This is a genomic window from Massilia sp. Root335 (assembly GCF_001425685.1).
Lineage (GTDB): Bacteria > Pseudomonadota > Gammaproteobacteria > Burkholderiales > Burkholderiaceae_D > Telluria > Telluria luteola.
In genome coordinates this window covers 501171-525739 of sequence record NZ_LMCY01000003.1, presented here as the reverse complement: position 1 = coordinate 525739, position 24569 = coordinate 501171, and the positions used below count along the sequence as shown (strand labels likewise).

General features: G+C 68.9%; 17 protein-coding genes. 10 read left to right on the top strand and 7 right to left on the bottom strand.

Annotated elements, in window-relative coordinates; genetic code table 11:
- The first annotated feature begins 175 nt into the window (after positions 1-175).
- The 5 genes from ASC93_RS02710 to ASC93_RS02690 all read left to right on the top strand — a co-directional run bounded on the left by ASC93_RS02710 (position 176) and on the right by ASC93_RS02690 (position 9971).
- A complete protein-coding gene (locus tag ASC93_RS02710; protein ID WP_056436497.1) occupies positions 176-1606 on the top strand; it encodes an efflux RND transporter periplasmic adaptor subunit in 1431 nt (476 codons plus the stop codon).
- Positions 1607-1748: 142 nt separating this feature from the next.
- Positions 1749-4865, top strand: coding sequence for an efflux RND transporter permease subunit (locus tag ASC93_RS02705; protein ID WP_056436493.1), 3117 nt, complete (start codon positions 1749-1751; stop codon positions 4863-4865).
- A complete protein-coding gene (locus ASC93_RS02700) occupies positions 4862-8107 on the top strand; it encodes an efflux RND transporter permease subunit (protein ID WP_056436490.1) in 3246 nt (1081 codons plus the stop codon). Before ASC93_RS02705 ends, ASC93_RS02700 begins: the two co-directional genes overlap by 4 nt.
- Positions 8108-8115: 8 nt before the next feature.
- Positions 8116-9576, top strand: coding sequence for an efflux transporter outer membrane subunit (locus tag ASC93_RS02695; protein ID WP_056436486.1), 1461 nt, complete (start codon positions 8116-8118; stop codon positions 9574-9576).
- A 5-nt stretch (positions 9577-9581) separates the two neighbouring features.
- A complete protein-coding gene (locus ASC93_RS02690; protein WP_056436483.1) occupies positions 9582-9971 on the top strand; it encodes a hypothetical protein in 390 nt (129 codons plus the stop codon).
- A 71-nt stretch (positions 9972-10042) separates the two neighbouring features.
- On the opposite strand, the gene ASC93_RS02685 is transcribed toward ASC93_RS02690, so the two are convergent.
- On the bottom strand, positions 10043-11029 hold the full coding sequence (locus tag ASC93_RS02685; RefSeq protein ID WP_056436480.1) for a bile acid:sodium symporter family protein: 987 nt from the start codon (positions 11027-11029) through the stop codon (positions 10043-10045).
- 215 nt (positions 11030-11244) lie between these two features.
- Between ASC93_RS02685 and ASC93_RS02680 the strand changes: the two genes are divergently transcribed.
- From ASC93_RS02680 to ASC93_RS02670, 3 genes are all read left to right on the top strand, one after another.
- Positions 11245-12978 carry a rhamnogalacturonan lyase B N-terminal domain-containing protein gene (locus ASC93_RS02680; RefSeq protein WP_229412577.1) on the top strand — a complete coding sequence of 578 codons (1734 nt, stop codon included), beginning with the start codon at positions 11245-11247 and terminating at the stop codon, positions 12976-12978.
- A gap of 11 nt (positions 12979-12989) precedes the next feature.
- Complete coding sequence (locus ASC93_RS02675) at positions 12990-13655, top strand: PEP-CTERM sorting domain-containing protein (protein WP_056436477.1); 666 nt, start codon at positions 12990-12992, stop codon at positions 13653-13655.
- A gap of 148 nt (positions 13656-13803) precedes the next feature.
- A complete protein-coding gene (locus ASC93_RS02670; protein WP_056436474.1) occupies positions 13804-15942 on the top strand; it encodes a S46 family peptidase in 2139 nt (712 codons plus the stop codon).
- A gap of 75 nt (positions 15943-16017) precedes the next feature.
- On the opposite strand, the gene ASC93_RS02665 is transcribed toward ASC93_RS02670, so the two are convergent.
- From ASC93_RS02665 to ASC93_RS02640, 6 genes are read right to left on the bottom strand one after another with little or no spacing between them, the layout of a single operon-like run.
- Positions 16018-17388, bottom strand: coding sequence for a PAS domain-containing sensor histidine kinase (locus tag ASC93_RS02665; protein ID WP_157201715.1), 1371 nt, complete (start codon positions 17386-17388; stop codon positions 16018-16020).
- The gene (locus tag ASC93_RS02660; RefSeq protein ID WP_056436471.1) at positions 17385-18779 is read right to left on the bottom strand and encodes a sigma-54 dependent transcriptional regulator; all 1395 of its coding nucleotides are present in this window, start codon (positions 18777-18779) and stop codon (positions 17385-17387) included. Before ASC93_RS02660 ends, ASC93_RS02665 begins: the two co-directional genes overlap by 4 nt.
- Before the next feature lie 9 nt (positions 18780-18788).
- On the bottom strand, positions 18789-19985 hold the full coding sequence (locus ASC93_RS02655; protein WP_056436467.1) for an ABC transporter permease: 1197 nt from the start codon (positions 19983-19985) through the stop codon (positions 18789-18791).
- Positions 19985-21226 (bottom strand): ABC transporter permease, encoded by a 1242-nt coding sequence (locus ASC93_RS02650; RefSeq protein ID WP_056436464.1) that lies wholly within the window; start codon positions 21224-21226, stop codon positions 19985-19987. Before ASC93_RS02650 ends, ASC93_RS02655 begins: the two co-directional genes overlap by 1 nt.
- Positions 21216-21899, bottom strand: a complete 684-nt coding sequence (locus tag ASC93_RS02645) for an ABC transporter ATP-binding protein (protein WP_056436461.1) — start codon at positions 21897-21899, stop codon at positions 21216-21218. The genes ASC93_RS02650 and ASC93_RS02645 overlap by 11 nt, the downstream gene beginning before the upstream one ends.
- 27 nt (positions 21900-21926) lie before the next feature.
- Positions 21927-23174: an efflux RND transporter periplasmic adaptor subunit gene (locus ASC93_RS02640; RefSeq protein WP_056436458.1), complete on the bottom strand. Its 1248-nt coding sequence runs from the start codon at positions 23172-23174 to the stop codon at positions 21927-21929.
- A gap of 196 nt (positions 23175-23370) precedes the next feature.
- On the opposite strand from ASC93_RS02640, the gene pnuC reads away from it, so the two are divergent.
- Both pnuC and ASC93_RS02630 read left to right on the top strand, forming a co-directional pair.
- Positions 23371-24000: a nicotinamide riboside transporter PnuC gene (gene pnuC, locus ASC93_RS02635; protein ID WP_056436456.1), complete on the top strand. Its 630-nt coding sequence runs from the start codon at positions 23371-23373 to the stop codon at positions 23998-24000.
- The gene (locus ASC93_RS02630; RefSeq protein WP_056436453.1) at positions 23997-24548 is read left to right on the top strand and encodes an AAA family ATPase; all 552 of its coding nucleotides are present in this window, start codon (positions 23997-23999) and stop codon (positions 24546-24548) included. The genes pnuC and ASC93_RS02630 overlap by 4 nt, the downstream gene beginning before the upstream one ends.
- The last annotated feature ends 21 nt before the right edge of the window (positions 24549-24569 follow it).

Below are 24569 nucleotides of genomic sequence, written 5' to 3'. Positions count from 1 at the left end.
GGCTTCTGTGTAAATCCGCGTAAAGAAGCAAATCCGGTTGCCCGGCGGGACGCCCGCTCATGCGGCTGAGGAATTTCTCGTCTGTACGTTACGAAACATAAAGCGATGGGGTGACGTGCTACATTGCCAGGGAACTTTTATTGTGCTTTTGATTACCCGGCCGCCAAGGACTAGCATGGATTCGACCGTCACACCCGACAAGAACAAAACCCCGACCCAACCCAGGCGTTCGCGCCGCACCCGCGTCATCGGCACCGTCGTCGCCGTGCTCGCGATGGCCGGCCTGGGCGCATTGGCCTGGCACCTCGTCCACCAGCAGCCGCAGGGCGGCCCCGGCGCGGGCAGGCCGGGTGGGGGCGGGCGCGGCGGTCCGGGCGGCGGCCGCGGCATGCCGGCGACGACGGTCGGCGTCGGCAAGGCCGAGCGGGCGGATATCCCGATCCTGCTGGACGCCCTCGGCACCGTGACCCCGGCCGCGGTCGCGACCGTGCGCCCGCAGACCGGCGGCGTGCTGCAGAAGATCCTGTTCACGGAAGGTCAGCTCGTCAAGCAGGGCCAGGTGCTGGCGACGATCGATCCGCGGCCCTCCCAGATGGCGCTGCTGCAGGCGACCGGCCAGCGCCAGCGCGACGAAGCCCAGCTCGAGACGGCCAAGGTCACGCTGGGCCGCTACCAGACGCTGCTCCAGCAGGACTCGATCGCGCGCCAGGACGTCGACACCCAGGCCGCCCTCGTCAAGCAATTGCAGGGCACCGTCACGACCGACAAGGCGGCCGAAGGCATCGCCCGCATCAATCTCGGCTACACGCAAGTGCGCGCGCCGATCGCCGGCCGCGTGGGCCTGCGCACGGTCGACATCGGCAACCTCGTGGGCAGCAGCGATGCGAACGGGATCGCCGTGATCACGCAGCAGTCGCCGATCGACGTCGAATTCGCCGTGCCGCAGGACCGCCTGCCCGCGATCCAGCAGCGCATCAACGGCAACGCGAGCCTGCCGGCGACGGCGCTGGACCGCACCCGCACGCGCGAGCTGGCGCAGGGCCGCTTCATGGCCCTCGACAACCAGGTCGACACGCAAACGGGCACCGTCAAGGCCAAGGCCCGTTTCGGCAACGAGGGCGCGCAGCTGTTCCCGAGCCAGTTCGTGAACATCCGCCTGCAGGTCGACGTCATCAAGAACGCGATCACCGTGCCGGTGACGGCGCTGCGCCACGGCGTCAGCGGCGACTACGTCTACGTGCTTGATCCGCAGACCCGCACCGTGGCGCAGACGAACGTGAAGCGCGGCGAGGAAAACGCCGAGCGCGTCGAGATCACGAGCGGCCTCTCGGGCGGCGAAACGGTCATCACGGAAGGCGCCGACCGCCTCAAGGATGGCGCCAAGGTGACGCTGCCGGGCGACCATCCGGCACGCGGACAGGGCGCAGGCGCGGCGGGCGGCCAGGGCAACTGGAAGGGCCGCCACGGCGGGCAAGGCGGGGCCGCGCCAGCGGCCGGCGCGGCCGCACCGGCCACGCAAGCCGCGCAGCCCGGCGCCCAGCCCGCGCAGGACGGCGCGCAGCGCCAGCACCGCCGCCGCCAGCAGCAGGAAGGGGCCGCGCAATGAGGGCGTTCGCCACGGCACGCGGCAACAGCCCGTCGTTCCCGCGCAGGCGGGAACCCAAGTCCTGCACGCGCCGCGTCGGCGCGACGAAATTGGGCCCCGGCCTTCGCCGGGGCGACGAGTGCATGCTTCGCGGAGGTGCTTCATGAGTCCATCCGCCCCCTTCATCCGCCGCCCCGTCGCCACGTCCCTCCTGATGCTGGCGATCGTGCTGGCGGGCCTCGTCGGCTATAAATTCCTGCCGCTGTCGGCGCTGCCGCAGGTCGACTTCCCGACGATCCAGGTACAGACGCTGTACCCGGGCGCGAGCCCGGAAGTGATGGCGCGCACCGTGACGGCGCCGCTGGAACGCCAGTTCGGCCAGATGGCGGGCCTGGCGCGCATGAGTTCCAACAGCGCGGCCGGCGTCTCCGTGATTACCCTGCAGTTCACGCTCGGCCAGACGCTCGACGTGGCCGAGCAGGAAGTGCAGGCCGCGATCAACGCGGGCGGCTCGCTGCTGCCGACCGACCTGCCGGCGCCGCCGGTCTATGCAAAGGTCAACCCGGCCGATGCACCGGTACTGACGCTCGCCATCACGTCCGACTCGATGCCGCTGACGGAGGTGCAGAACCTCGTCAACACGCGCCTCGCGCTGAAGATCAGCCAGGTGTCGGGCGTCGGCCTCGTCACGCTGCAGGGCGGCCAGCGTCCGGCCGTGCGCATCCAGGCCGACACGAAGGCGCTCGCCGCCAACGGCCTCGGTCTGGACACGCTGCGCACCGCGATCACGAGCGCCAACGCCAACAGCGCCAAGGGCAGCTTCGACGGCCCCTCGCGCGCCTACACGATCAACGCCAACGACCAGTTGGTGACGGTGCCCGACTACACGAACCTGATCGTCTCCTACAAGAACGGCGCGCCGGTGCGCCTGGGCGACGTGGCGAAGGTCGTCGACAGCGCGGAAAACGTCAAGCTGGGCGCCTGGGCCAACATGAAGCCGGCGATCATCCTGAACGTGCAGCGCCAGCCGGGCGCCAACGTGATCGCGACCGTGGACGCCATCAAGCAGCGCCTGCCCGACCTGCAGGCCAGCCTCCCGCAGAGCATCCACATGGCCGTGCTGTCGGACCGCACCAACGGCATCCGCGCGTCGGTCGAACACGTGCAGATCGAGCTGGTGCTGGCCGTCGTGCTCGTCGTGCTCGTGATCTTCGCGTTCCTGCACAGCGTGCGCGCGACCGTCATCGCCAGCCTCGCGGTGCCGATCTCGCTCGTCGGCACGTTCGGCGTCATGTATCTGCTGGGGTACAGCCTGAACAACCTGTCGCTGATGGCGCTGACGATCGCCACCGGTTTCGTCGTCGACGACGCCATCGTCATGATCGAGAACATTTCGCGCTACATCGAGGAAGGCGAACCGCCGATGGAGGCGGCGCTGAAAGGCGCCACGCAGATCGGCTTCACCATCATCTCGCTGACGGTGTCGCTGATCGCCGTGCTGATCCCGCTGCTGTTCATGGGCGACGTCGTGGGCCGGCTGTTCCGCGAATTCGCGGTGTCGCTGGCGATCACGATCCTGATCTCGGCCGTCGTCTCGCTGACGCTCGTGCCGATGATGTCGGGCCGCTGGCTCAAGCACCACGACAAGGCCCATGAAACCAGGTTCGCGCGCAAGTTCCAGTCCTTCTTCGACTGGACCGTCGGCCACTACGACCGCGGCCTGAACTGGGTGCTCGAGCGCCAGGGCCTGACCCTGCTCGTCGCGCTGGGCACCCTCGTGCTCACGGCGCTGATGTGGGTGTTCATCCCGAAAAGCCTGTTTCCCACGCAGGACACGGGCCAGCTGCAGGCGCGCGTGGAAGCGCGCCAGGCGATCTCGTACGGCGCGATGGCCGACATGCAGCAGGCCGCCGCGCGCGAGATCCTGAGCGACCCCGACGTCGAATCGCTCGCGTCGACCGTGGGCGTGGACGCCGCCAACAACACGATGCTCCACACGGGCACGATGCTGATCAACCTGAAGAAATCGCACGACGACCAGCGTGCCATCATGGCGCGCCTGCGCGACCGGGTGGCGCGCAACGTGGCCGGCGTGACCTTGTACCTGCAGCCGACGCAGGACCTCACCATCGATGCCGAGACCGGGCCGACGCAATACCGCCTGTCGATCGAGGGCGCGGACACGAAGACGGTGACGACGTGGGCGAACAAGATGGTCGAGGCCATGGCGCGCCGCAAGGAGCTGGCGAACGCCGTCACTGACGCCGGCGCCACCGGCGCGGCCGCCTACGTCAACATCGACCGCGACAGCGCGTCGCGCCTGTCCGTGACGGCGTCGAACGTCGACGACGCCCTGTACAGCGCGTTCGGCCAGCGCATCGTGTCGACCATCTTCACCGAGACCAACCAGTACCGCGTGATCCTGGAAGCGCAGCAGGACGACGCGATGTCGCTGGACGCATTGCAGAACCTGCAGCTGCGCACGGGTTCCGGCGCGCCGACGCCGTTGTCCGCCATCGCCTCCATCACCGAGCAGGCCGCGCCGCTGCAGATCACGCACGTGGCGCAGTACCCGGCCACGACGATCGGCTTCGACACGGCATCCGGCGTCAAGCTGGGCACCGCGGTCGCGGCGATCAAGGACGTCGCCAGGGAGATCGGCCTGCCGGCCTCCGTCAGCATGACCTTCCTCGGCGCGTCCGGCGCGTACCAGGCGTCGCTGTCGAACCAGCTGTGGCTGATCCTGGCGGCCGTCATCTGCGTGTACATCGTGCTGGGCGTGCTGTACGAGAGCTACATCCACCCGCTGACGATCCTGTCGACCCTGCCGTCGGCCGGCGTGGGCGCGCTGCTGGCGCTGGGTGTCACGGGCCAGGGCCTCGGCGTGATCGGCATCATCGGCATCATCCTCCTGATCGGCATCGTCAAGAAGAACGCGATCATGATGATCGACTTCGCCATCGAGGCCGAGCGCGACGAGGGCAAGGACCCGCGCACCGCGATCCACCAGGCCGCGATGCTGCGCTTCCGCCCGATCATCATGACGACCCTGGCCGCGCTGTTCGCCGCCGTCCCGCTGATGTTCGGCTGGGGCGAGGGCGCCGAGCTGCGCCGGCCGCTGGGCCTCGCCATCTTCGGCGGCCTGATCGTCAGCCAGCTGCTCACGCTGTTCACGACGCCCGTCATCTACCTCGCCTTCGACCGCCCGGCGCGGCGCCGGGGCGGTCCGGAACCCGCGCAGCCGCGCACGGAACCGAAGCCCGGCGGAGCCGGCGCATGAGCCTTTCGCAACCGTTCATCCGGCGGCCCATCGCGACGGTCCTGTTGACCATCGGGATCGCGCTGGCGGGCATCGGCGCGTTCTTCGTGCTGCCGGTGTCGCCGCTGCCGCAGGTCGACTTCCCGACGATTTCCGTGTCCGCCAACCTGCCGGGCGGCAGTCCGGACACGATGGCGACGTCGGTGGCGACGCCCCTCGAACGGCGGCTCGCCGTCATCGCGGGCGTCAACGAGATCACGTCGAACAGCGGCAACGGCTCCACCCGCATCAACCTGCAGTTCGACCTGAACCGCCAGATCGATTCCGCCGCGCGCGAAGTGCAGGCCGCGATCAACGCGTCGCGCGCCGACCTGCCCGCGACGCTGCGCAGCAACCCGACCTACCGCAAGGCCAATCCCGCCGACGCGCCCGTCCTGATCCTCGCGCTGACGTCGAAGACGCGCAGCCCCGGCCAGATCTACGACGAGGTGTCGAACGTCGTGCAGCAGAAGCTCGCGCAGGTGAAGGGCGTGGGCGACGTGGAGATCGGCGGCGGCTCGCTGCCGGCCGTGCGCGTCGACCTGAACCCGTACCAGCTGAACCAGTACGGCCTGGCGGCCGAGGACGTGCGCGCCGCGATCCAGGCCACCAATGCCAACCGGCCGAAAGGCGCGCTGGAGGGGCAGGGCATGCGCCTGCAGATCTATTCGCAGGCGAACACGCCGACGAACGGACGCACGGCGGCCGACTACAAGGGCCTCGTCGTCGCCTGGCGCGACGGCTCGGCGATCCGCCTGCAGGACGTGGCCGACGTCACGGACGGCGTCGAGAACATCAACACGCTGGGCCTGTTCAACGGCCAGCCCGCCGTGATCGTGCTGGTGACCAGCCAGCCGGGCGCCAACGTCATCGAGACCGTGGACGGCGTGCGCGCGCTGCTGCCGCAGCTGCAGGCCCAGCTGCCGCAGGACGTGAGCATGCAGGTCGCGTCGGACCGCACCAATTCGATCCGCGCCTCGCTGCACGAGATCGAGTTGACCTTGATGATCTCGATCCTGCTCGTCGTGCTCGTGGTGAGCCTGTTCCTGCGCAGCGTGCGCGCCACCGTCGTGCCGGCCGTCGCCACCGTCGTCTCGCTGCTGGGCACCTTCGGCGTGATGTACCTGCTGGGCTTCTCGCTCAACAACCTGTCGCTGATGGCACTCACCGTCGCCACCGGCTTCGTCGTCGACGACGCCATCGTCGTGCTGGAAAACACCAGCCGCCACGTCGAGCAGGGCATGGACCGCATGAAGGCGGCGCTGCTGGGCGCGCAGGAAGTGGGTTTCACGGTGCTGTCGATCAGCCTCTCGCTCGTGGCCGTGTTCATCCCGCTGCTGTTCATGGGCGGCCAGGTGGGACGGCTGTTCCGCGAATTCGCCGTCACGCTGTCGGCCGCCGTGATGATCTCGCTGGTGATCTCGCTGACGACGACGCCGATGCTGTGCGCGATGCTGCTGAAGCCCGGCCAGAAGCTGCACGGACACGTACAGCGCAAGCAGGGCCGGCTCGCGCGCTGGGCCGAGCGCGGCTTTGACGCCGTGCTGAAATCGTACGAGCACGCGCTCGACTGGGCGCTGGACATGAAGCCGCTCGTCATGCTGATCCTCGCCTTCGTCGTCGCCCTGAACGTCTTCCTGTTCTCCGCCGCGCCCAAGGGCTTCTTCCCGCAGCAGGACACGGGCCAGATCAACGGCGGCATGCGCGCCGACCAGAGCATCTCGTTCCAGGCCATGCAGGGCAAGCTGCACCAGCTGGTGAACATCATCAAGAGCGATCCCGCCGTGGACACGGTCGTCGGCTTCACGGGCGGTTCGCGCGCGGGCGGCGGCTTCATGTTCATGAACCTGAAACCCGTGAGCCAGCGCGCCGAGGGCGAGAGCGGCCAGGCCGTGATCGCGCGGCTGCGGCCCAGGCTCGCGCGCGTGACGGGCGTGCAGCTGTTCCTGAATCCGGTGCAGGACCTGCGCATGGGCGGGCGCCAGTCCAATTCCACCTACCAGTACACCCTCAAGAGCGACAACCGCGCCGACCTCAAGACGTGGGCGACGAAGCTGGCCGACGCGATGAAGGGGCAGAAGGCGCTGACGGACGTCGACACCGACCAGGCGGACAACGGCGTCGAGACCTACGTCGACATCGACAAGCAGACGGCCGCGCGCCTGGGCATCAGCGCCAAGGACGTCGACAACGCGCTGTATGACGCCTTCGGCCAGCGCCAGGTCGCGAACATCTACGACGAATTGAACCAGTACCACGTGATCATGGGCGTCGCGCAGAAGTACGCGCGCTCGCCGGCCGCGCTGGACGACGTCTACGTGCCGGCCAAGAAGGCCAGCGTCACGACGGCCGGCACCGGCACGGCGGCCGCGCCGGCCAACCTGACGGCCGCGCGCGACCCTGCCAGCGGCGCCGCGCTGTCGACCGGGGCCACGACGATGGTGCCGCTGTCCGCCATCGCGCATTTCGCCGAACGCTCGACGCCGAGCTCCGTCAACCACCAGGACGGCGAGCTGGCGACGACGATCTCGTTCAACCTCGCACAGGGCTATTCGCTGTCGGAAGCGCAGCAGGCCGTGATGCAGGCGGAGGCCGACATCGGCATGCCCGTCAACGTGCGCGGCAGCTTCCAGGGCCAGGCCAAGCAGGCGCAGGACTCGAACAAGCAGCAGCCGCTGTTGATCCTCGCGGCCATCGTCGTCATCTACATCGTGCTGGGCATCCTGTACGAAAGCCTCGTGCACCCGATCACCGTGCTGTCGACGTTGCCGTCGGCCGGCGTGGGCGCCGTGCTGGCGCTGCTCCTGTTCCACATGGAGTTTTCCATCATCGCCCTGATCGGCGTGTTCCTCCTGATCGGCATCGTCAAGAAGAACGCGATCCTGATCATCGACTTCGCGCTGGAAGCGGAGCGCGCGCGCGGCCTGTCGGCCACCGAAGCCGTGCGCGAGGCGTGCCTGCTGCGCTTCCGCCCGATCCTGATGACGACGCTGGCCGCGGCGCTGGGCGCGCTGCCGCTGGCGATCGGCTTCGGCGAAGGGTCCGAGCTGCGCCAGCCGCTGGGCATCGCCATCATCGGCGGCCTGGTCGCCAGCCAGCTCCTGACCCTGCTCACCACGCCGGTCGTCTACGTCTACCTCGACAAACTCCGCCGCCGCAACGCCGACGAGCACCACCTGGTCCGCCATCCGCTGGACGACCAGCCTTCGACTTCCCAGCCATGAACAGAACCATGCGAACCACCGTCATCTTTCGTTCCCTGAACGCCGCGTTGTTCGGCGCCGCCATGCTGTCCGGCTGCGCCTTCACGCCCACGTACGAGCGCCCGGCGACGCCGAATCCGGCGGCCTTCAAGGAGCTGCAGGGCTGGGCGCCCGCCGCACCGGCCGACGCGCTCGAACGCGGCCCGTGGTGGAACCTGTTCGGCGATCCGGTGCTCGACGGCCTGGTGCGCCAGGTCGAGGTCAGCAACCAGAACGTGGCGGCCGCCGTCGCCGCGTACAGCCAGGCGCGCGCCGTCGTGGCCGGGCAGCGCGCCGCGCTGTTCCCGACCGTGACGCTGGGCGCGGGCGCCAACCGCAACGGCAGCGGCGGCGGTTCCGGCAACAACAGCAACAACAACGGCAACGACAACAACGGCGGCGGACGCACGTCGAACAGCTACCGCCTGAACATCGGCTCCAGCTGGGAGCCGGACGTGTGGGGCCGCCTGCGCGCGGGCGTCGGCGTGGCCCGGGCCAATGCACAGGCCAGCGCGGCCGACCTCGCGTCCGCGCGCCTGTCCGCGCAGGGGGAGCTGGCGACGGATTACTTTTCGCTGCGCTCGGTCGACGCCCAGCGCGCGCTGCTGGCCACGACGATCGAAGGCTACCAGCGCGTGCTCAAGATCACGCAGAACCGCTTCGACGTCGGCATCGTGCCGCACTCGGACGTCTACCAGGCCCAGACCCAGCTCGCCAGCGCCCAGAGCGACGACCTGACGCTGGCGCGCCAGCGCGCGCAGTTCGAGCATGCGATCGCCGTCCTGATCGGCAAGGCGCCGGCCGACTTCACGCTGGCGGGCGTGCCGTGGAACGTGACGGTGCCGGAGGTGCCGGTCGGCGTGCCGTCCACGCTGCTGGAGCGCCGGCCCGACATCGCCGCGTCCGAGCGCGCCGTGGCCGCGGCCAATGCGCAGATCGGCATCGTGCGCGCGGCGTACTTCCCGCAGATCGGCCTGACGGCGTCGTACGGTCCGTCGGCCAGCGCCATCGGCGACCTGTTCAAGGCATCGAGCGTGGCGTGGGCGCTGGGCCTGTCGGCCACCGAGACCATCTTCAACGGCGGCGCCAACCGCGCCGCGGTGCAGGGCGCGGACGCGGCGCGCGAGCAGGCCGTCGCGCGCTACCGCCAGACCGTGCTGACCGCGTTCGCCGACGTCGAGGACCAGCTGGCCGCCACGCGCGTGCTGGCGCAGCAGCAGGACCTGCAGCGCCAGGCGTCGCAGGCGGCGGACAAGGTCGAGGAGCAGGTGCTGAACCGCTACAAGGCCGGCCAGGTGAGTTATTCGGAAGTGGTGCAGGCGCAGGTCACGGCGCTGAACGCGCGCCGCGCGCTCGTGCAGACGCAGGGCAACCGCCAGACGACGGCCGTGGCGCTGATCCAGGCGCTGGGCGGCGGCTGGCACGCGGACCGGCTCACCGCGCAGGAGTAGCGGCCATGCCCGGATGGACCGCGCTGTACCTGGCCGGCGACGTCGCGCTGTCGGCCTGGATGCTGCGCCGCGACTTCCGCCGCCGCGGCCGCAGCGCCGCCATCGCGACGGCCGAACTGCTGGGCAGCGTGTGCCTCGCGCTGCCGGCGCTGGCCTACCTCGACACGGACTTCGCCGCGCTGCTGGACGATGCGGCGCGGTGGTCCTTGTTCACGCTCGGTCTGCTGGCGCTGGGATGCTTCGGCTGGCGCGACGTCCGCGCGAGCCTGGCCGACCCGCGCACCGCATGGCTGCCGCCGCGGCGGCGCTGGCTCATCACGGCCCTGGGCCCGGGCATGATGCTGGCGGCCGCGCTTCCCGAAGTGTGGTGGGGCGGCCTCGCGCTGGCCAGATAAACCGGGGTCAGAGCCCCGATTTTGGCAACGTCCTCAAAGAAATTTCCAAAAATCGGGCTCTGACCCCGGTGTTATTCGCGGCCCCATTTTTGCGCCAGCACGGCGCAGACCATCAGCTGGATCTGGTGGAACAGCATCACGGGCAGGATCACCATGCCCAGCGCGCCCGGCGCGAACAACACCTTGGCCATCGGCACCCCGCTCGCGAGGCTCTTCTTCGAGCCGCAGAACACGATGGTGATCCTGTCCTCGCGGTTGAAGCCCAGGCGCCGGCTCGTCCACGTGGCGAGGCCGAGCGCGATCGCCAGCATCACGCAATTGATGACGACGAGGCCCGCGAGCGATTGCCCCGACAGCTTGTGCCACAGGCCCTCGTTGACGGATTCGGAAAACGCCGTGTAGACGACCAGCAGGATCGAGCCCTGGTCCACGATCTTGAGCATCGGCTTGTGGCGGTCCACCCAGCGGCCGATCCACGGACGCAGGAACTGGCCGGCGAGGAAGGGCAGCAGCAGCTGTTCGACGATGGCGACCACGGCATCCAGCGACGAGCCGCCCGCCGCGCCACGCACGATCAGCGTCGACACGAGCAGCGGCGTGACGAAGATGCCGACGAAGTTCGACGCCGACGCGCTGCACACGGCCGCCGCCACGTTCCCGCGCGCCATCGACGTGAAGGCGATCGACGATTGCACGGTCGAGGGCAGGGTGCACAGGAACAGGATGCCGACGTACAGCTCGGGCGTGACGATGCCGCCCGCCAGCGGCTTCAGGGCGAGGCCCAGCAGCGGGAACATGACGAAGGTGGACGCGAGCACCAGCAGGTGCAGGCGCCAGTGCGTGAAGCCGGCGACGATCGCCTCGCGCGACAGCTTGGCGCCGTGCAGGAAAAACAGCAGGCCGATGGCGGCCGTGGTGACCTTGCCGAGGACGACGGCCGTCTGGCCGCCGCACGGCAGCACGCTCGCGAGGGCGACGGTGGCGAGCAGCAGGATGGTGAAGGTGTCGATCGACAGGCGGCGCAGGGTGGCGGAAACGGGGGCGAGGAAGCTGGGCATGATGGATTCGGGGGAGTCTCCGGGCGGCGCCGGACCCGTCATTCTAGCTGCATCCACGCCCCTCCGCTCAAGCGCGTGATTCTTTGCTGCCGGCGCCGTGCGCCCGGTTGACCCGGCGCGCGCAGGCCGTCAATACTTGTGTGCTGATACGGCAACGATGGACTCGACGATCGGGCCGGACGTCCCCGGCCTACCCAACAATCAGGAGACAGACGATGCACATGTTCTTGCGCAGGACCCCGTTCGCGCTGGCGACGACGTTATGTGTACTGGCCGCCGGCTGCGGCGGCGATGGCGGCGGCACCGCAACCGCCACCGGCGGGGGCACCCGGATGCTGGCGGGCACCGCCACGGTATCCTCGTTCGGCCTCGCGCAAGACGCGAATTTTTATACGATCGACACCGGCGCGGGCCTCGTCTTCAAGATTCGCCGGCTGGACAACGGCGTCAGCACGCAGTCGGCCGGGGACATCGCCTCGATGGTCTACAACGGCGCCGAGTACCAGGACCAGGCGCGCGGCACGCAGGTCAATTCCGGCTTCGATTACCTGTACAAGGGCATCTCGGCGGTGGACGTGGCCGCGCAGACGGTCGGCAGCGACGTCGTCAAGGTGACCGTCAGGGCGGGCAACCTGACCCATTACTACATCGCCCGCCGCGGCGAGGCGAAGATCTACATGGGGACGTATTTCACGAGCGAGCCGGACACGCTGAACCTGGCGCGCTTCATCGTGCGCGTGCCGATCGCGCGGCTGCCCAACGGACCGGCGCCGTCCGACCTGCGCGGGAACACGGGCGCGATCGAATCCGGCGACGTGTTCGGCATGGCGAACGGCGAGACGCGTTCCAAGCACTACTCGAACATGCGCCTGAAGGACTGGCAATACATCGGCGCGACGGGGACCAACGCCGGCCTGTGGATCGTCCGCGACAACAACGAGGGCAATTCCGGCGGCCCGTTCTACCGCAGCCTGCTGAACCAGGGGACGAGCACGGACCAGGAGATCACGTACATCATCAACTACGGCGAGGGCCAGACGGAGGCGCTGCGCACGAACATCCTCAACACGTACACGATGGTGTTCAACGACGGCTCGGCGCCGGGACCGGTGGACACGTCCTGGCTCGGCACCCTCGGCCTCACCGGCTGGGTGGCGCCGGAAGCGCGCGGTGCCGTCAGCGGCGCCGCCATCACGGGCCGCGACGCGCGCTTCGCCTACACGGTGGGCTTTTCCAATGCGGCGGCGCAGTACTGGACGACGGCGGACGCCTTCGACGGCCACTTCACGAGCGCCGGCATGATCCCCGGCACCTACACGATGAAGGTCTACAAGAACGAGCTGGCGGTGGACACGCGCACAGTGACGGTGGGCGCGGGCGCCACGACCAACGCCGGCACCGTCGCCGTGACGGGCGATCCGGCCAGCGCGGCGGCGTTGTGGCGCATCGGCGACTGGGACGGCTCGCCAGCGGAATTCATCAACGGCGGCAAGGTGACGACGATGCACCCGTCCGACGTGCGCATGGCGTCGTGGACGCCGGGCGACTACGTGGTCGGCACGTCGGCGCCGGCGACCGGCTTCCCCGCCTACCAGTGGAAGGACGTGAACGGGGCGCTGACCGTGCGCTTCAACCTGCGCCAGAGCCAGATCGTGCCGCTCACGCTGCGGGTCGGCATCACGGACGCATTCGCGGGCGGGCGGCCGAAGGCGCAGGTGAACGGCTGGGTGTCGGCGAATCCGCCGGCGTCCACACAGCCGAAATCGCGCACGCTGACGGTCGGCACCTACCGCGGCAACAACACGATGTACACGTTCGACATCCCGGCCAGTGAGCTGGTGGTGGGCCAGAACGTGCTGACGCTGACGGCCATCAGCGGCACCAGCGGCACCCGCTTCCTGAGCCCCGGCTACAGCTACGACGCGCTCGACCTGATCCCGACCCCATGATGGAGACAACGATGCAACGCAAGATCCGACTCATGTCCGCGGCCACCGCCGCGGCCGCGCTGGCGCTGGCCTGCCACGCCGCCGGCGCCGCCGTGCTGCAGACCTTCGGCACCGGCACGGCCGTGGGCGTCGCGACCAACACCGCCCATTTCGACCTGAACACGACGCTCGCCAACGACTGGGTCGAAGACGGCCTGCTGTTCCACTTCAGCGGGTACGGCGCCAACAACGGTTGCGGCTATGCCGGCGTGGATTGCTACGACGCCGTGTCGGACCTGAGTCCCGCGTTTGCCGGCAACTACATGGCGACGTCCGGCATGAACGCGTACATCAGCGTGCGCAAGGCGGACGGCGCCGACTTTTACCGGATCGAGTTCGCGGCCGGCAGCGGCTACCAGGCCCTGAACGGGTACTGGGCCACGTACGACGACGGCCTGCGCACGGGCAGCGGCAACTTCAGCATGGCGCGCGGGACGGTGCTCGGCCTGGGCGACGGCGCCGGCTTCGACGAGGTGCGCTACTTCGCCTTTTCGGCGCCGAACCGGCAGGCGGGCTACAGCGCGCCGGCGCTGGACGAGGTGCGCGTCGGCCTGCCCGAACCGGCGTCGCCGGCGCTGTGCGCGGCTGCCCTGATGGGCATGGCGGTGCTGCGGCGGCGCAAACGTAAATACGCCTGATTGCGGAATTTGCGGGATGTGGTGTCCGTGCGACGTCAATATACGGGCTGTACATACTCCCGCACGGCGGATGGTGACAATTTTGTTTCCGTAACAAGACGGACAGACGATATACTGATGTTTGTTTTTTTTGCATCTGAGGTTTGTCTTGTTCAAATCCGTCGTCCTTCCCGTCGCCCTGCTGGGGGCCAGCGCCTGTGCGTTCGCCGACGAGGGCCAGTGGCAGCCGCACCAGCTGCCGCAACTGAAATCCGAGCTCAAACGCATCGGCATCACGATCCCGGCCGAGCGTCTCGCCGACCTGTCGAAACACCCGATGAGCGCCATCGTCGCGACGCCGGGCTGCTCCGCATCGTTCGTGTCGCCGGACGGCCTGGTCGTGACGAACCACCATTGCGGCTACGGCGCGATCCAGCGCAATTCGACCCCGGAGCACAACTACATCGCCAGCGGCTTCCTCGCCAGGACGCGCGCCGACGAACTGCCGGGCGGCCCGAACACGATGGTCTACGTGACCGAGAAGGTCGAGAACGTGACGGACCGTGTGCTGAAAGGCCTGGCGCCCAGCCTGTCCGGCCGCGAGCGCCATGAACAGGTCGAGGCGCGCATCAAGCACCTGATCGCCGAATGCGAGAGCGACAAGGCGTTCCGCTGCTCGGTCCCCGCGTTCAACCGCGGCGGCGCGTACTACCGCGTCAAGCAGCTGCTGATCCGCGACGTGCGCCTCGTCTACGCGCCGGCCAACAGCGTCGGCGACTTCGGCGGCGACATCGACAACTACGAATTCCCGCGCCACGTCGGCGACTTTTCCTTCCTGCGCGCCTACGTCGGCCGCGACGGCCGCCCGGCCGATCCGTCGCCGGACAACGTGCCGTACAAATCGAAGAGCTTCCTCGTCGTCTCCGCCGAGGGGCTGAAAGCGGGCGACCCGATCCTGCTGGCCGGCTACCCGGGCCGCACGAGCCGCTACAAGCTGCCCGCCGAGATCCGCTTCGCGCGCGACGTCGACTATCCGGCGAAGGTGGCGTCGATCACGGCCGACCTGTCCGTGATCGCGGCCGCCACGATGGGCAACCCGGACTACACGGTGCGCTATGCCAGCGTGGCGAAAAGCCTGAACAATGTGTTGAAGAAGACGCGCGGCCTGCTGGACGGCTTCGCGCGCAAGGACATCGCGGCCATCAAGGATGCTCAGGACGCCGAATTCCGCGCCTGGTACAAGCATCACGGCACGGGGCCGAAGAACCTGATGGCCGACCTCGACGCCGCCATCGCCGCCGACATGGCGACGACGACGCAGGAAACGGCCTGGCACGAAGCCACGCACAGCGACCTGTTGACCAGCGCGCGCACGCTGTACCGCCTCGCGCTCGAACACCAGAAGCCGGACGCCCAGCGCGACGCCGGCTACCAGGACCGCGACGTCGCGTTCATCAAGGCGCGCCTGACCCGCCTCGAGCAATCGTTCGTGCCGAGCGTCGACCAGGCCCGCTGGCAGTCCGCGCTGGTCCGCTACGGCAAGATCGATCCGAAGGTCCGCCCGCACGGCCTCGACGCGCTGCTGCCTTCGCAGAACGCGCTGGCGCCGTTGTACAAGGGGACGGAGCTGTGCGACACGGCGAAGCGCCTCGCGTGGATCGGCCGCGATGCGGACGCGTTCCGCAAGTCGAACGACACGTTCATCCAGCTGGCCGTGCGCCTGCATGACGTCGGCATGGCGCTGGAAGAGCGCCGCAAGGAAGTCGACGGCAACCTGGAGCGGGTCGTGCCGCAGTACATGGATGCGGTCATCGCGTGGAAGAAGTCGCAGGGCAAGCCGGTCTACCCGGACGCCAACGGCACGCTGCGCGTCACCTACGGCACGGTCGCCCCGTACAGCCCGCGCGACGGCATCCTCAAGGGGCCGTTCACGACGGTCGAAGGCATCCTCGAGAAGCAGACCGGCAAGGCGCCGTTCGACGCGCCGCCGGCGCTGCTGCAGGCCATCCGCGACAAGCGCTATGGCCAGTTCAGGGACCCTGTGCTGGGCACGGTGCCCGTGAACTTTTTGTCGAGCGCCGATACGACGGGCGGCAACTCAGGGTCCGCCGTGATGAACGGGCGCGGGGAACTCGTGGGCCTGAACTTCGATTCGACCTATGAGTCGATCACGAAGGACTGGTATTTCGATCCGGTGATCACGCGTGCCATTCATGTCGATATCCGCTACATGCTGTGGGTGATGAAGGAAGTGGACCATGCGGACAACCTGCTGCGCGAGATGACCATCAAATATCCGAAGAGCTGATGGCGTGCATGGTGGGCACGGGGTGCCCACCCTACGCGGTCGGATCGATTCGTGTTCTACGCGCGATCGCCGGCATCATCCGGCCGGGAACCAGATATCGAACCGCGTCTCTCCCGGCGCGCCCGGCGCCAGCGAATACGTGCACCCGTGCCGCTGCAGCACCTCGCGCACGAACATCAGACCGATCCCCTGGCCGCCTTTCCTCGTCGTGAAGAACGGCGTGAACAAGGGCCGCGCCGGTCCGGTCGCCAGCAGGTTGCCGGAATCGACGACGGACAGCCGCACGCGCCGCCCTTCGTCCGCGAGCTCCAGCCTGACCGTACCGTGCGCCTGGCCGGCCGCCTCGATGGCTTCCATCGCATTCTTGACGATGTTCATGAGCGCCTGCTCGATCAGCTGCGCATCCAGCGCCAGCGGCGCGACCGTGTCGCAGCGGTGCCAGCCCAGTGCGATGCCGCGGCTGTTGCATTGTTCCCGGTTCAGCCACAGGATGTCGTCGACGACGGCTTTCAGGTCCGTCGGGCGCGGCTCCGGCGGCGGCATCTTGACGACCTTCGTGAAGCGGTCGATGAATTCGCCCAGGCTCGCATTGCGGCGCTTGACCGCGACGATGGCCGTGGCGAAGTCGCCGGCGTCCGGCTCCGCCAGCTGGCCGCGGTAGAACAGCAGCGAATCGAGCACCGAGCCCGTCGCCGCCACCGTGTTGTTGACTTCGTGCGCGAGCACGCGGATCAGGCGCTCGTAGGTGGCGCGCTCGGAATCTTCCAGTTCGGCCGTCAGTTCCTCGACCATCAGGAAGTGGCGCGCGAAACCGCGGTCGTAGAACTGGCCGCGCTGGGCGCGGTAGCGGCGGCCGTCGAGGTCCGTCAGCAGCCGCGACTCGCCCAGCGGCAGCGCATCCAGCTGGCCGACGAGTTCGCGGCCGCGCGCGCGGCCGCGCGCATCGAGGCCTGGCGCGAAGCCGCCGCCGGCGCCGGCCCATGCGGACAAGGGCTTGCCCTGCGGGTGGTCCAGGCCGAGGAGCGCGCCCGCGCTCGCGTTCGCGAGGCTGATCGCGCCGTCGAAGTCGAACACGAGGACGGCGGCCGGCGTCGCTTCCAGCAGGCGGTCGAGAAACCCCTGCTGCTCGCCGATGGCCAGGCGCTCGCGGTGCAGGGCGGCGAGCATTGTGTTGAACGTCCCCACGAGGTCGTCCAGTTCGGACGACGCGGGGGCGGCCAGGCGGTTGGCGTACTGCTGGTCCTGCAGGAGATCGTGGAACCGGCGCGTGTAGCCGAGCGGCTCCAGCGCCTGGCGCACGAGCCACCAGCCCAGCGCGAGGCTGGCCAGCAGCAGGCCTTCCGCGCCGACGAACCACAGCGGCCGCGCCGGCAGCAGCAGGGCGGCGCAGCCGAACAGCGGCAGGTGCAGCGCCACGACGTAGGTGCCGAGCCGGATGCGCATCATTCGACCGGCTGCGCGCCGTCGCCGAGGCCGTGGCGTTCCAGCCGGCGGTACAGCGCGGTGCGCGACAGGCCGAGCGCCTTGGCGACGCGCGAGATATTGCCCGCATGCTGGCGCAGCGCCTGCTCGATCATCAGGCGCTCGACCTGCTCCAGCGTCATGCCGTCGACGCCGAGCCGCGTGCCGGGCACGTTGTCGTCGACGGCGCTCGTGGCCTGGAAATCCGCCTGCGTGAGAACGTCCTTGCCGGCCAGCAGAAGCGTGCGTTCCAGCGTCTGTTTCAGCTGGCGGATGTTGCCGGGCCACGGCTGCGCGGCGAGCCAGTCCAGCGCCTGCGGCGCGAGGCCGACGGTGCCCAGGCCGTAGCCGTCGGCCACGGCGGCCACGATGTGGCGCGCGAGCAGCGGGATGTCGCTGCGCCGTTCGCGCAGCGGCGGCAGGCGGATCGTGATCAGGTTCAGCCGGTAGAACAGGTCTTCGCGGAAGTCGCCGCTGGCCACCAGCTCCGCCAGTTCGCGATTGGTGGCCGAGACGACGCGCACGTCGGCCTGTTCCGCGCGGCTCGCGCCCACGGGCTGGTAGCGCTGGTCCTGCAGCACGCGCAGGAGCTTGACCTGGTCGCCGCGGCTCAGCTCCCCGATCTCGTCGAGGAACAAGGTGCCGCCGTCGGCGCTCGCCACATGGCCCTTGCGGTCGGTCTTCGCATCGGTGAACGCGCCGCGCACGTGGCCGAACATCTCGCTCTCGAACAGCGACGTGGCGATGGCGCCCATATTGATCTTGACGATGGGAGCAAGCCCGCGCGGGCTGTTGCGGTGGATGGCGTCCGCGATCAGTTCCTTGCCCGTGCCGCTCTCGCCCAGCACCAGCACGGGCGCGCGCGTGGCCGCGACCTGCGCGATCGTCTCCAGCACCTTCAACAGTTTCGGATGCTCGCCGACGATGCCCGCGAAGTCGTACTTCGCATCGAGCGCGGCGCGCGTGCGGCAGGCCGGCGCGGCGGGCGCGCCCAGGTCCAGCGTCGCGCCGATCAGGTCGACCAGCTGGGCGTTGTCCCAGGGCTTCGTGAAGAAGTTGGCGGCACCCGCTTTCACGCCGCGCACGGCCAGCGCGATCGAGCCCCAGGCCGTCATCAGCAGGACGGGCAGCGCCGGATGCATCGCCTTGATCTGCGCGAGCAGGGCGAGGCCTTCCGCGCCGCTCGTCTGCAGCGAGAAGTTCATGTCCTGTAAAACGAGATCGAAGGCGCCCGATTCGAGCTGCGCCAGCGCCTCGGGCGGACCGTCCGCGCATGCGGCGTCGAAGCCGGCCTGCTTGAGGAGCAGGGCCAGCGAGACCTGGACGGCGTGATCGTCGTCGACGACCAGTACGCGCCGCCTGCGTTGTGATTCCATGGATGCCTTTTATTCGTAATGCAGCGCCGCCGCCGGAGCGAGCCGGCTCGCGCGCCAGCCCGGATAGAGCGAGCACGCCAAGGATAGCAGATAGATAACGGCCATCGAAAGGAGGACGGCACCGGCGAACACCTGCCAGTTCAGGGTCTCGCCCAGCGCGCCGGTCAGGGGCAGCTGCACGAGCAGCACGAGCGCGGCGGCGATGGCCAATGAACACAGCAGCAGCTGTTCGAACACGATCTGCCGGTAGATGCTGGCGGCGCTGGCGCCGAGCGCGCGGCGCAGGCCGATTTCGGGAATCCGGTGCGTCGTGTTCTGCCACAGCACGCCGAACAGGCCGAAGGCGACCATGACCAGCATGAACGCGGCGATGACGGCGACGACGGCCAGCGGCACCAGTTGCTCCTTCAGCAGCGAGGCCCGCATCGAGGCCAGCGGCGCGATCTCGTACGACCAGTCGTTGCGGACCGCCTTGAGCCGCTGGTTCAGCTTCGCCTCGAACGCGCGCGGCGTGCCCGGCGCGACCTTGAGCAGGATGGTACGCACGCGCGACTGGCTCGTGTGCGGCGCGAAGCGGGCGATGACGAAGTTCGTCGGCGTCATGAACGGGCCCTTGTTGCGGAAGGCGTCGACCAGGCCCACGACCCGGTACGTGCGGGGCGGGCCGTCTTCCGCGCTCGTGAAGCGCTGGCCCAGCGCCGGCCGGCCGGGGAACAGCGCGGCCGCCATGCGCCGGTTCAGCACCGCGGGAAGCTCGCTGCGGCCTTCGTCGGTGGCGTCGAACCAGCGCCCGGCCACGAGGTGCACGCCCAGCGCGGCGGCGACGTCGTCGCTCACTTCGATGGTGTCCGTGTCCACCCTGGCGCCGGTCTGCGGCGACTTGAAGCTGGTGGTCCAGGTCGACAAGGTGTACGGCGAGTGCGTGGCAAAGCCGACGGCCCGCACCTCCGGCAACTCGAGCAGGCTGCGGCGCAGCAGGTCGTAGGTGTCCGGCGAAATCGCATCGGCCGGCACGTCGGAGAACTGCATGGCGGCCGACCATGCGTCGGTGCCGTCGAATCCGATCGGTTCGCGATACAGCTGCCAAAAGCGGAGCCCGAACGCGGCGATGCCGAACACGATGGCGAACGCCAGCAGGATCTCGAGGCTCAGCATCAGATTCCTGGACTTGCGCTTCCAGGTGAGTTGCAGCAGGTGGCGCAGCATCACGCGGCTCCTTTCAGGGCATGGACGGGATCGAGGCGCGACATCTTCCACGCGGGCAGCGCGCCGGACAGCAGGCCGAAGACGAGGGACAGCAGCATGCCGCAACCGAACACCGCCAGGTTGATGTCGACGTCGAGGTAGGGAATCAGTTGCGACGCTTCGAGCCACCACAGCACGAGGCGCGCGCAGGCAAGGCCCAGCAGGCCTCCCGCGAGGCACAGCAGCACGTTCTCGACGACCAGCTGGCCCGCCAGTTGCAGGCTGGTGGCGCCGAACGCCTTGCGCACGCCGATCTCGGCGCTGCGTTCGAGGATGCGTCCCATGTTCAGGTTCACGAGGTTCAGCGCGGGCAGCAGCATGAACAGCAGCATGCCGCCGCCTATCATCAGCAGCAGCCGCGCGGCGCCCGAATCGGCCTCGCTCTGCCGGCTCAGGAGCACACGTGCGAACACGTCCAGCTTGCTGTCGGCCCAGAACCGCGTGGCCGGATAGGTGCGGGGGTCGTCGCTGACGAAGGTCGTCGCGATGCGCGCGACCTCGCGCCGGATGCGCGGCAGATCGTCCTTCGAGCGCGCCAGCAGCAGGGCGGCGAAACTCCCCGTGAGGTCCTTCTGGTAGTCGGTCGACGGGAACGTCGTCAGCGGCGCCCAGATGTCGGCGTAGGCGTTGATGTGGATGACGTCCGCGACGACGCCGATGATCTCGAACGTCTGTCCGCTCACGCTCATGCGCTGCCCCACCGCGGCGGCGCCGGGAAACAGGCGGCGCGCGGTCGACGCGTTGACGACGGCGACGAGGCGCCCGAGGCGGTCGTCGTCTTCGTCCGGCAGGCGGCCGGCCAGCAGGTGGAAGTCGAGGATCTTCCAGTAGTCGGCGTCGACGCGGCGCAGGTCCAGCTGGCTCACGCGGTCGCCCTGGTAGACGGACACCGTGCCCGGCACGGTGAACGCCGACACGCGTTCGACGCCCGTCATCGGCTTCAGGTATTTGTCGACGGTCTTGTAGCCGAGCAGGGTGGTGCGCGTGTTCTTGCCGTCCCGGCCCTCGCTGCGGATGCCGTACACCTGCAGGAAGCGGTCGCTCCTGCCTTCCACGCCGCCCGGCCAGAACGTCGTCTGCAGGAGCGCCGTGATCACCATCAGCACGACGAGCGTGAGCACGATGCACGCCAGGTTGATCGCCGTGAACAGCTTGCGGCGCATGAACACCTTGTAGGCGGTCAGCAGGTAGTTACGCAGCATGGAGACGCTCCGGTTCCACCAGCTGGCCGTCGAACACGCGCACGATGCGGCCGACGCGGCGGGCGTCAATCTCGTCGTGCGTGACCATCACGACCGTCGTGCCCTCGGCGTTCAGCCTGAGGAGGATGTCGATGACCTCCGCGCCCATCTTGCTGTCCAGGTTCCCCGTCGGTTCGTCCGCGAGCAGGACCAGCGGCTCGCCGACGATGGCGCGCGCGATCGCCACGCGCTGCTGCTGGCCGCCGGACAGCTGGTTCGGATAATGGTCCATGCGCGCGCCGAGGCCCACGCGCTCCAGCGCCGCGCGCGCGAGCCGGCGCCGTTCGCCGCCGGACACGCTGCGGTAGAGCAGGGGCAGCTCGACGTTGTCGATCACGCGCAGGTCGGGAATCAGGTGGAAGCTCTGGAACACGAAGCCGAACGTGCGGTTGCGCAGGCGCGCCACGTCCTTGTCGCGGTACGAGGCGATCGCCGCGCCGTCGATTTCCACGCTGCCCCGGCCCGGCCGGTCGAGCAGGCCGATGAGGTTCAGCAGGGTACTCTTGCCGCAGCCGCTGGGGCCCATCATGGCGACGAACTCGCCGCGGTCGATGGACAGGTCGATGTCTTTCAAGGCCAGCGTCTCGACCTTGTCGGTGCGGTAGGTCTTGCTGACGTTATGCAGTCTGATCATGGCGTCCTCGTAGGGTTGGATAATGCGTCAATTCGAAATGCGGATGGTGTCCAGGTCCTTGAATGCGTGCGTATCCGAGACGAGCACGCGTTCGCCCGCGCGCGCGCCCGCGACGACTTCGACCACCTTGCCGTCGCTGGCGCCCAGCGTGATCGTCCGCTTGCGCGCCACGCCGCCGTCCACGACGAACGCCGGCTGCGGCCCGCGGCCGTTGAACGCGGCGCCGTTGTCGACCACGAGCACGTGCGCGCGCCGTTCGGTGATCACGTCGACGTCCACGCGCATCTTGTTGCGCAGATGCGCGTTGCGGGGCTGGGCCAGGTCGACGAGCAGCTTGATCGTGCCGTTCTGGATTTCGGGCAGGATCGTGTGGACGGTGCCGGCCAGGATCTCGCCGTTCTGCGCCACGCGCACGGCCTGGCCGGGCGCGAGCTGGCGCGCGTGGAAGTCGGACAGCGTGGCTTCGACGCGGTAGTTGTTCGATTCGGAGACGCGCGCCACGAGCTGGCCCGCCGCCACGCTGGCGCCTTCATCCTCGACCAGCCAGGTCAGCATGCCCGCGAACGGGGCGCGCACGCGGGTGCGGTCGAGCAGCTGTTCCTGCTGCGCGATCTGCTTTTGCAGGATCGCTTTCTGCAGGCCGGCCGCGGCGACGTTGCTGGCGGTGCCGCGGCGCGTGTCCTCGAGCAGCGCGCGCTGCTGGCGCAGCTGGATCTCCGTGCGCTTGACGTTCAGTTCCGCCGTCAGCAGGTTTTCGCCCGACACGAGGCCGCTGCTGCGCAGTTTCTGGCTGCGTTCCAGCGTGGCGCGCGCGGCCTGCAGGTCGATCTCCAGCAGTTCGATGGCACTGGCGATCTGCGTGCGCTTCTGCTGCAGTTCCTGCGCCAGGGTCGCGATGCGGTTGTCCTGCTGCGCCAGTTGTTCCTTCAACGCTTCCAGTGCGAGGCGGATGTCGCGGTCGTCCAGTTCCAGCAGCAGGTCGCCCGCGCGGACCTGCTGCCCCGGCTTGGCGTGGACCTTCGCGACGCGGCTCGCGCCCGGACTCGCCACCACTTCCTCGCGCACGGGGATGACGATGCCGGAGGCGTCGATCGTGTTGTCGACGTTCCCGCGCCGGACCTGCGCGATCACGACGTCGTCGGCGGACACGCTGGGACGCAGCACGCGGTTCAGGCCCCACGCACCGGCGCACAGGCCGGCGAGCAGCAGGAGCGTGGTGGCGGCGCGCAGGCGGGTGCGGCGGCGGATGATGTCGAGACTGAGGGCCTGGTCCATGATTGACGGCGATAATTGCGATGCTGCCTGTATTGCAAGCCGCGTGCCAGCATGCTTTTCCGGGCGGAGAAGGGCGCACGGACGCGTGGCGCTGCCCGCTGGCGGGCAACGGTGTCCGGAAACGGACACTCGTCCGCAGGTTGCATAAACGGGCCGCACCTTCCATAATCGCCGACTCGCCCGCATCTCTTCTTCCATGAACGATTCCCTGGTCCTGCTTGGCTTTACCACCACGCCGCTCGAATTGCTCGGCTTCGTCCTGTCGGTCGCGACGGTCGTGCTCACGATCCTGCGCAACCACTGGGGCTGGTTCTTCGCCATCGTGTCGTCGGCCACGTACGGCGTCGTGTTCTTCGACGCCCGCCTGTACGGCGACGCCGGCCTGCAGGGCGTGTTCATCGCGGCCTCGGTCTGGGGCTGGTGGCAGTGGCTGCGCGGGGCCGAGGGCAAGCCGCTGCCCGTGACGCGCCTTGCGCGCGCGGGCTGGATCGCGGCGCTCGCCGGCTGGGCGCTCGGCTTCGTCGTGCTGTCGGCGTTCCTGAAGGCGTACACGGACACCGACGTGCCGCACATGGACGGCTTCCTGACGGCCGGCAGCCTGCTGGGCCAGTTGCTGACGGCGAAAAAGAAGATCGAGAACTGGCACACGTGGATCGTCGTCGACGTGCTGTACGTGGGCCTGTACGTGTACAAGGGCCTGCACCTGACGGCGATCCTGTACGCCGTGTTCGTCGTGCTGGCCGCGCTGGGCCTGCGCGCCTGGACGGCGGCCGCGCGCGCGGATGCGGCGCCGCACGGCGGCGTGCCGGTGGCCGAGGGCGCATGATGGCGCCGCGGCGGATCGCCCTGCTGGGGGCGGAATCGACGGGCAAGTCGACATTGGCGGCCGCGCTGGCGCGCCGCTACGGCACGTTATGGGTGCCGGAATACCTGCGCGAATTCGTCGAGGTCAACGCGCGCGTGCCGCGCGAGGACGACCAGGGCGGCATCGCCCGCACGCAGCGCGAACGCGAGCTGCTGCTCGCGCGCGACGCGCGCGTGCGCGACTTCCTGTTCGTCGACACGACGCCGCTGATGACGGCCGTGTACAGCCGCATCTACTGGGGCCGCGTGCCGCCCGACCTGCTGGCCCTGGAAGCGGCGCACGATTATGCGTGGACGCTCGTCGCAGCGCCCGACCTGCCGTGGGTGCCGGACGGGCTGCAGCGCGAATCGGAACATGTGCGCCAGCGCGTGCATGCGCAGTTGCTGGCCGTGCTCGATGAGCGCCGCATTCCGTTCACGTTGTTGACGGGGGAGCTGGAGGAGCGGCTGCGGCAGGTGGAAGCGTTGATCGGCGGCCCACCCGTCGTTCCGGCGCAGGCGGGAACCTGATTTCTGCCGACCTGGATACAA

Excerpts from the sequence above, each read along its gene's own strand:
- ASC93_RS02710 (WP_056436497.1), top strand. The coding sequence starts at position 176 with ATGGATTCGACCGTCACACCCGACAAGAACAAAACCCCGACCCAACCC.
- ASC93_RS02705 (WP_056436493.1), top strand. The coding sequence starts at position 1,749 with ATGAGTCCATCCGCCCCCTTCATCCGCCGCCCCGTCGCCACGTCCCTC.
- ASC93_RS02700 (WP_056436490.1), top strand. The coding sequence starts at position 4,862 with ATGAGCCTTTCGCAACCGTTCATCCGGCGGCCCATCGCGACGGTCCTG.
- ASC93_RS02695 (WP_056436486.1), top strand. The coding sequence starts at position 8,116 with ATGCGAACCACCGTCATCTTTCGTTCCCTGAACGCCGCGTTGTTCGGC.
- ASC93_RS02690 (WP_056436483.1), top strand. The coding sequence starts at position 9,582 with ATGCCCGGATGGACCGCGCTGTACCTGGCCGGCGACGTCGCGCTGTCG.
- ASC93_RS02685 (WP_056436480.1), bottom strand. The coding sequence starts at position 11,029 with ATGCCCAGCTTCCTCGCCCCCGTTTCCGCCACCCTGCGCCGCCTGTCG.
- ASC93_RS02680 (WP_229412577.1), top strand. The coding sequence starts at position 11,245 with ATGCACATGTTCTTGCGCAGGACCCCGTTCGCGCTGGCGACGACGTTA.
- ASC93_RS02675 (WP_056436477.1), top strand. The coding sequence starts at position 12,990 with ATGCAACGCAAGATCCGACTCATGTCCGCGGCCACCGCCGCGGCCGCG.
- ASC93_RS02665 (WP_157201715.1), bottom strand. The coding sequence starts at position 17,388 with ATGATGCGCATCCGGCTCGGCACCTACGTCGTGGCGCTGCACCTGCCG.
- ASC93_RS02660 (WP_056436471.1), bottom strand. The coding sequence starts at position 18,779 with ATGGAATCACAACGCAGGCGGCGCGTACTGGTCGTCGACGACGATCAC.
- ASC93_RS02655 (WP_056436467.1), bottom strand. The coding sequence starts at position 19,985 with ATGCTGCGCCACCTGCTGCAACTCACCTGGAAGCGCAAGTCCAGGAAT.
- ASC93_RS02650 (WP_056436464.1), bottom strand. The coding sequence starts at position 21,226 with ATGCTGCGTAACTACCTGCTGACCGCCTACAAGGTGTTCATGCGCCGC.
- ASC93_RS02645 (WP_056436461.1), bottom strand. The coding sequence starts at position 21,899 with ATGATCAGACTGCATAACGTCAGCAAGACCTACCGCACCGACAAGGTC.
- ASC93_RS02640 (WP_056436458.1), bottom strand. The coding sequence starts at position 23,174 with ATGGACCAGGCCCTCAGTCTCGACATCATCCGCCGCCGCACCCGCCTG.
- pnuC (WP_056436456.1), top strand. The coding sequence starts at position 23,371 with ATGAACGATTCCCTGGTCCTGCTTGGCTTTACCACCACGCCGCTCGAA.
- ASC93_RS02630 (WP_056436453.1), top strand. The coding sequence starts at position 23,997 with ATGATGGCGCCGCGGCGGATCGCCCTGCTGGGGGCGGAATCGACGGGC.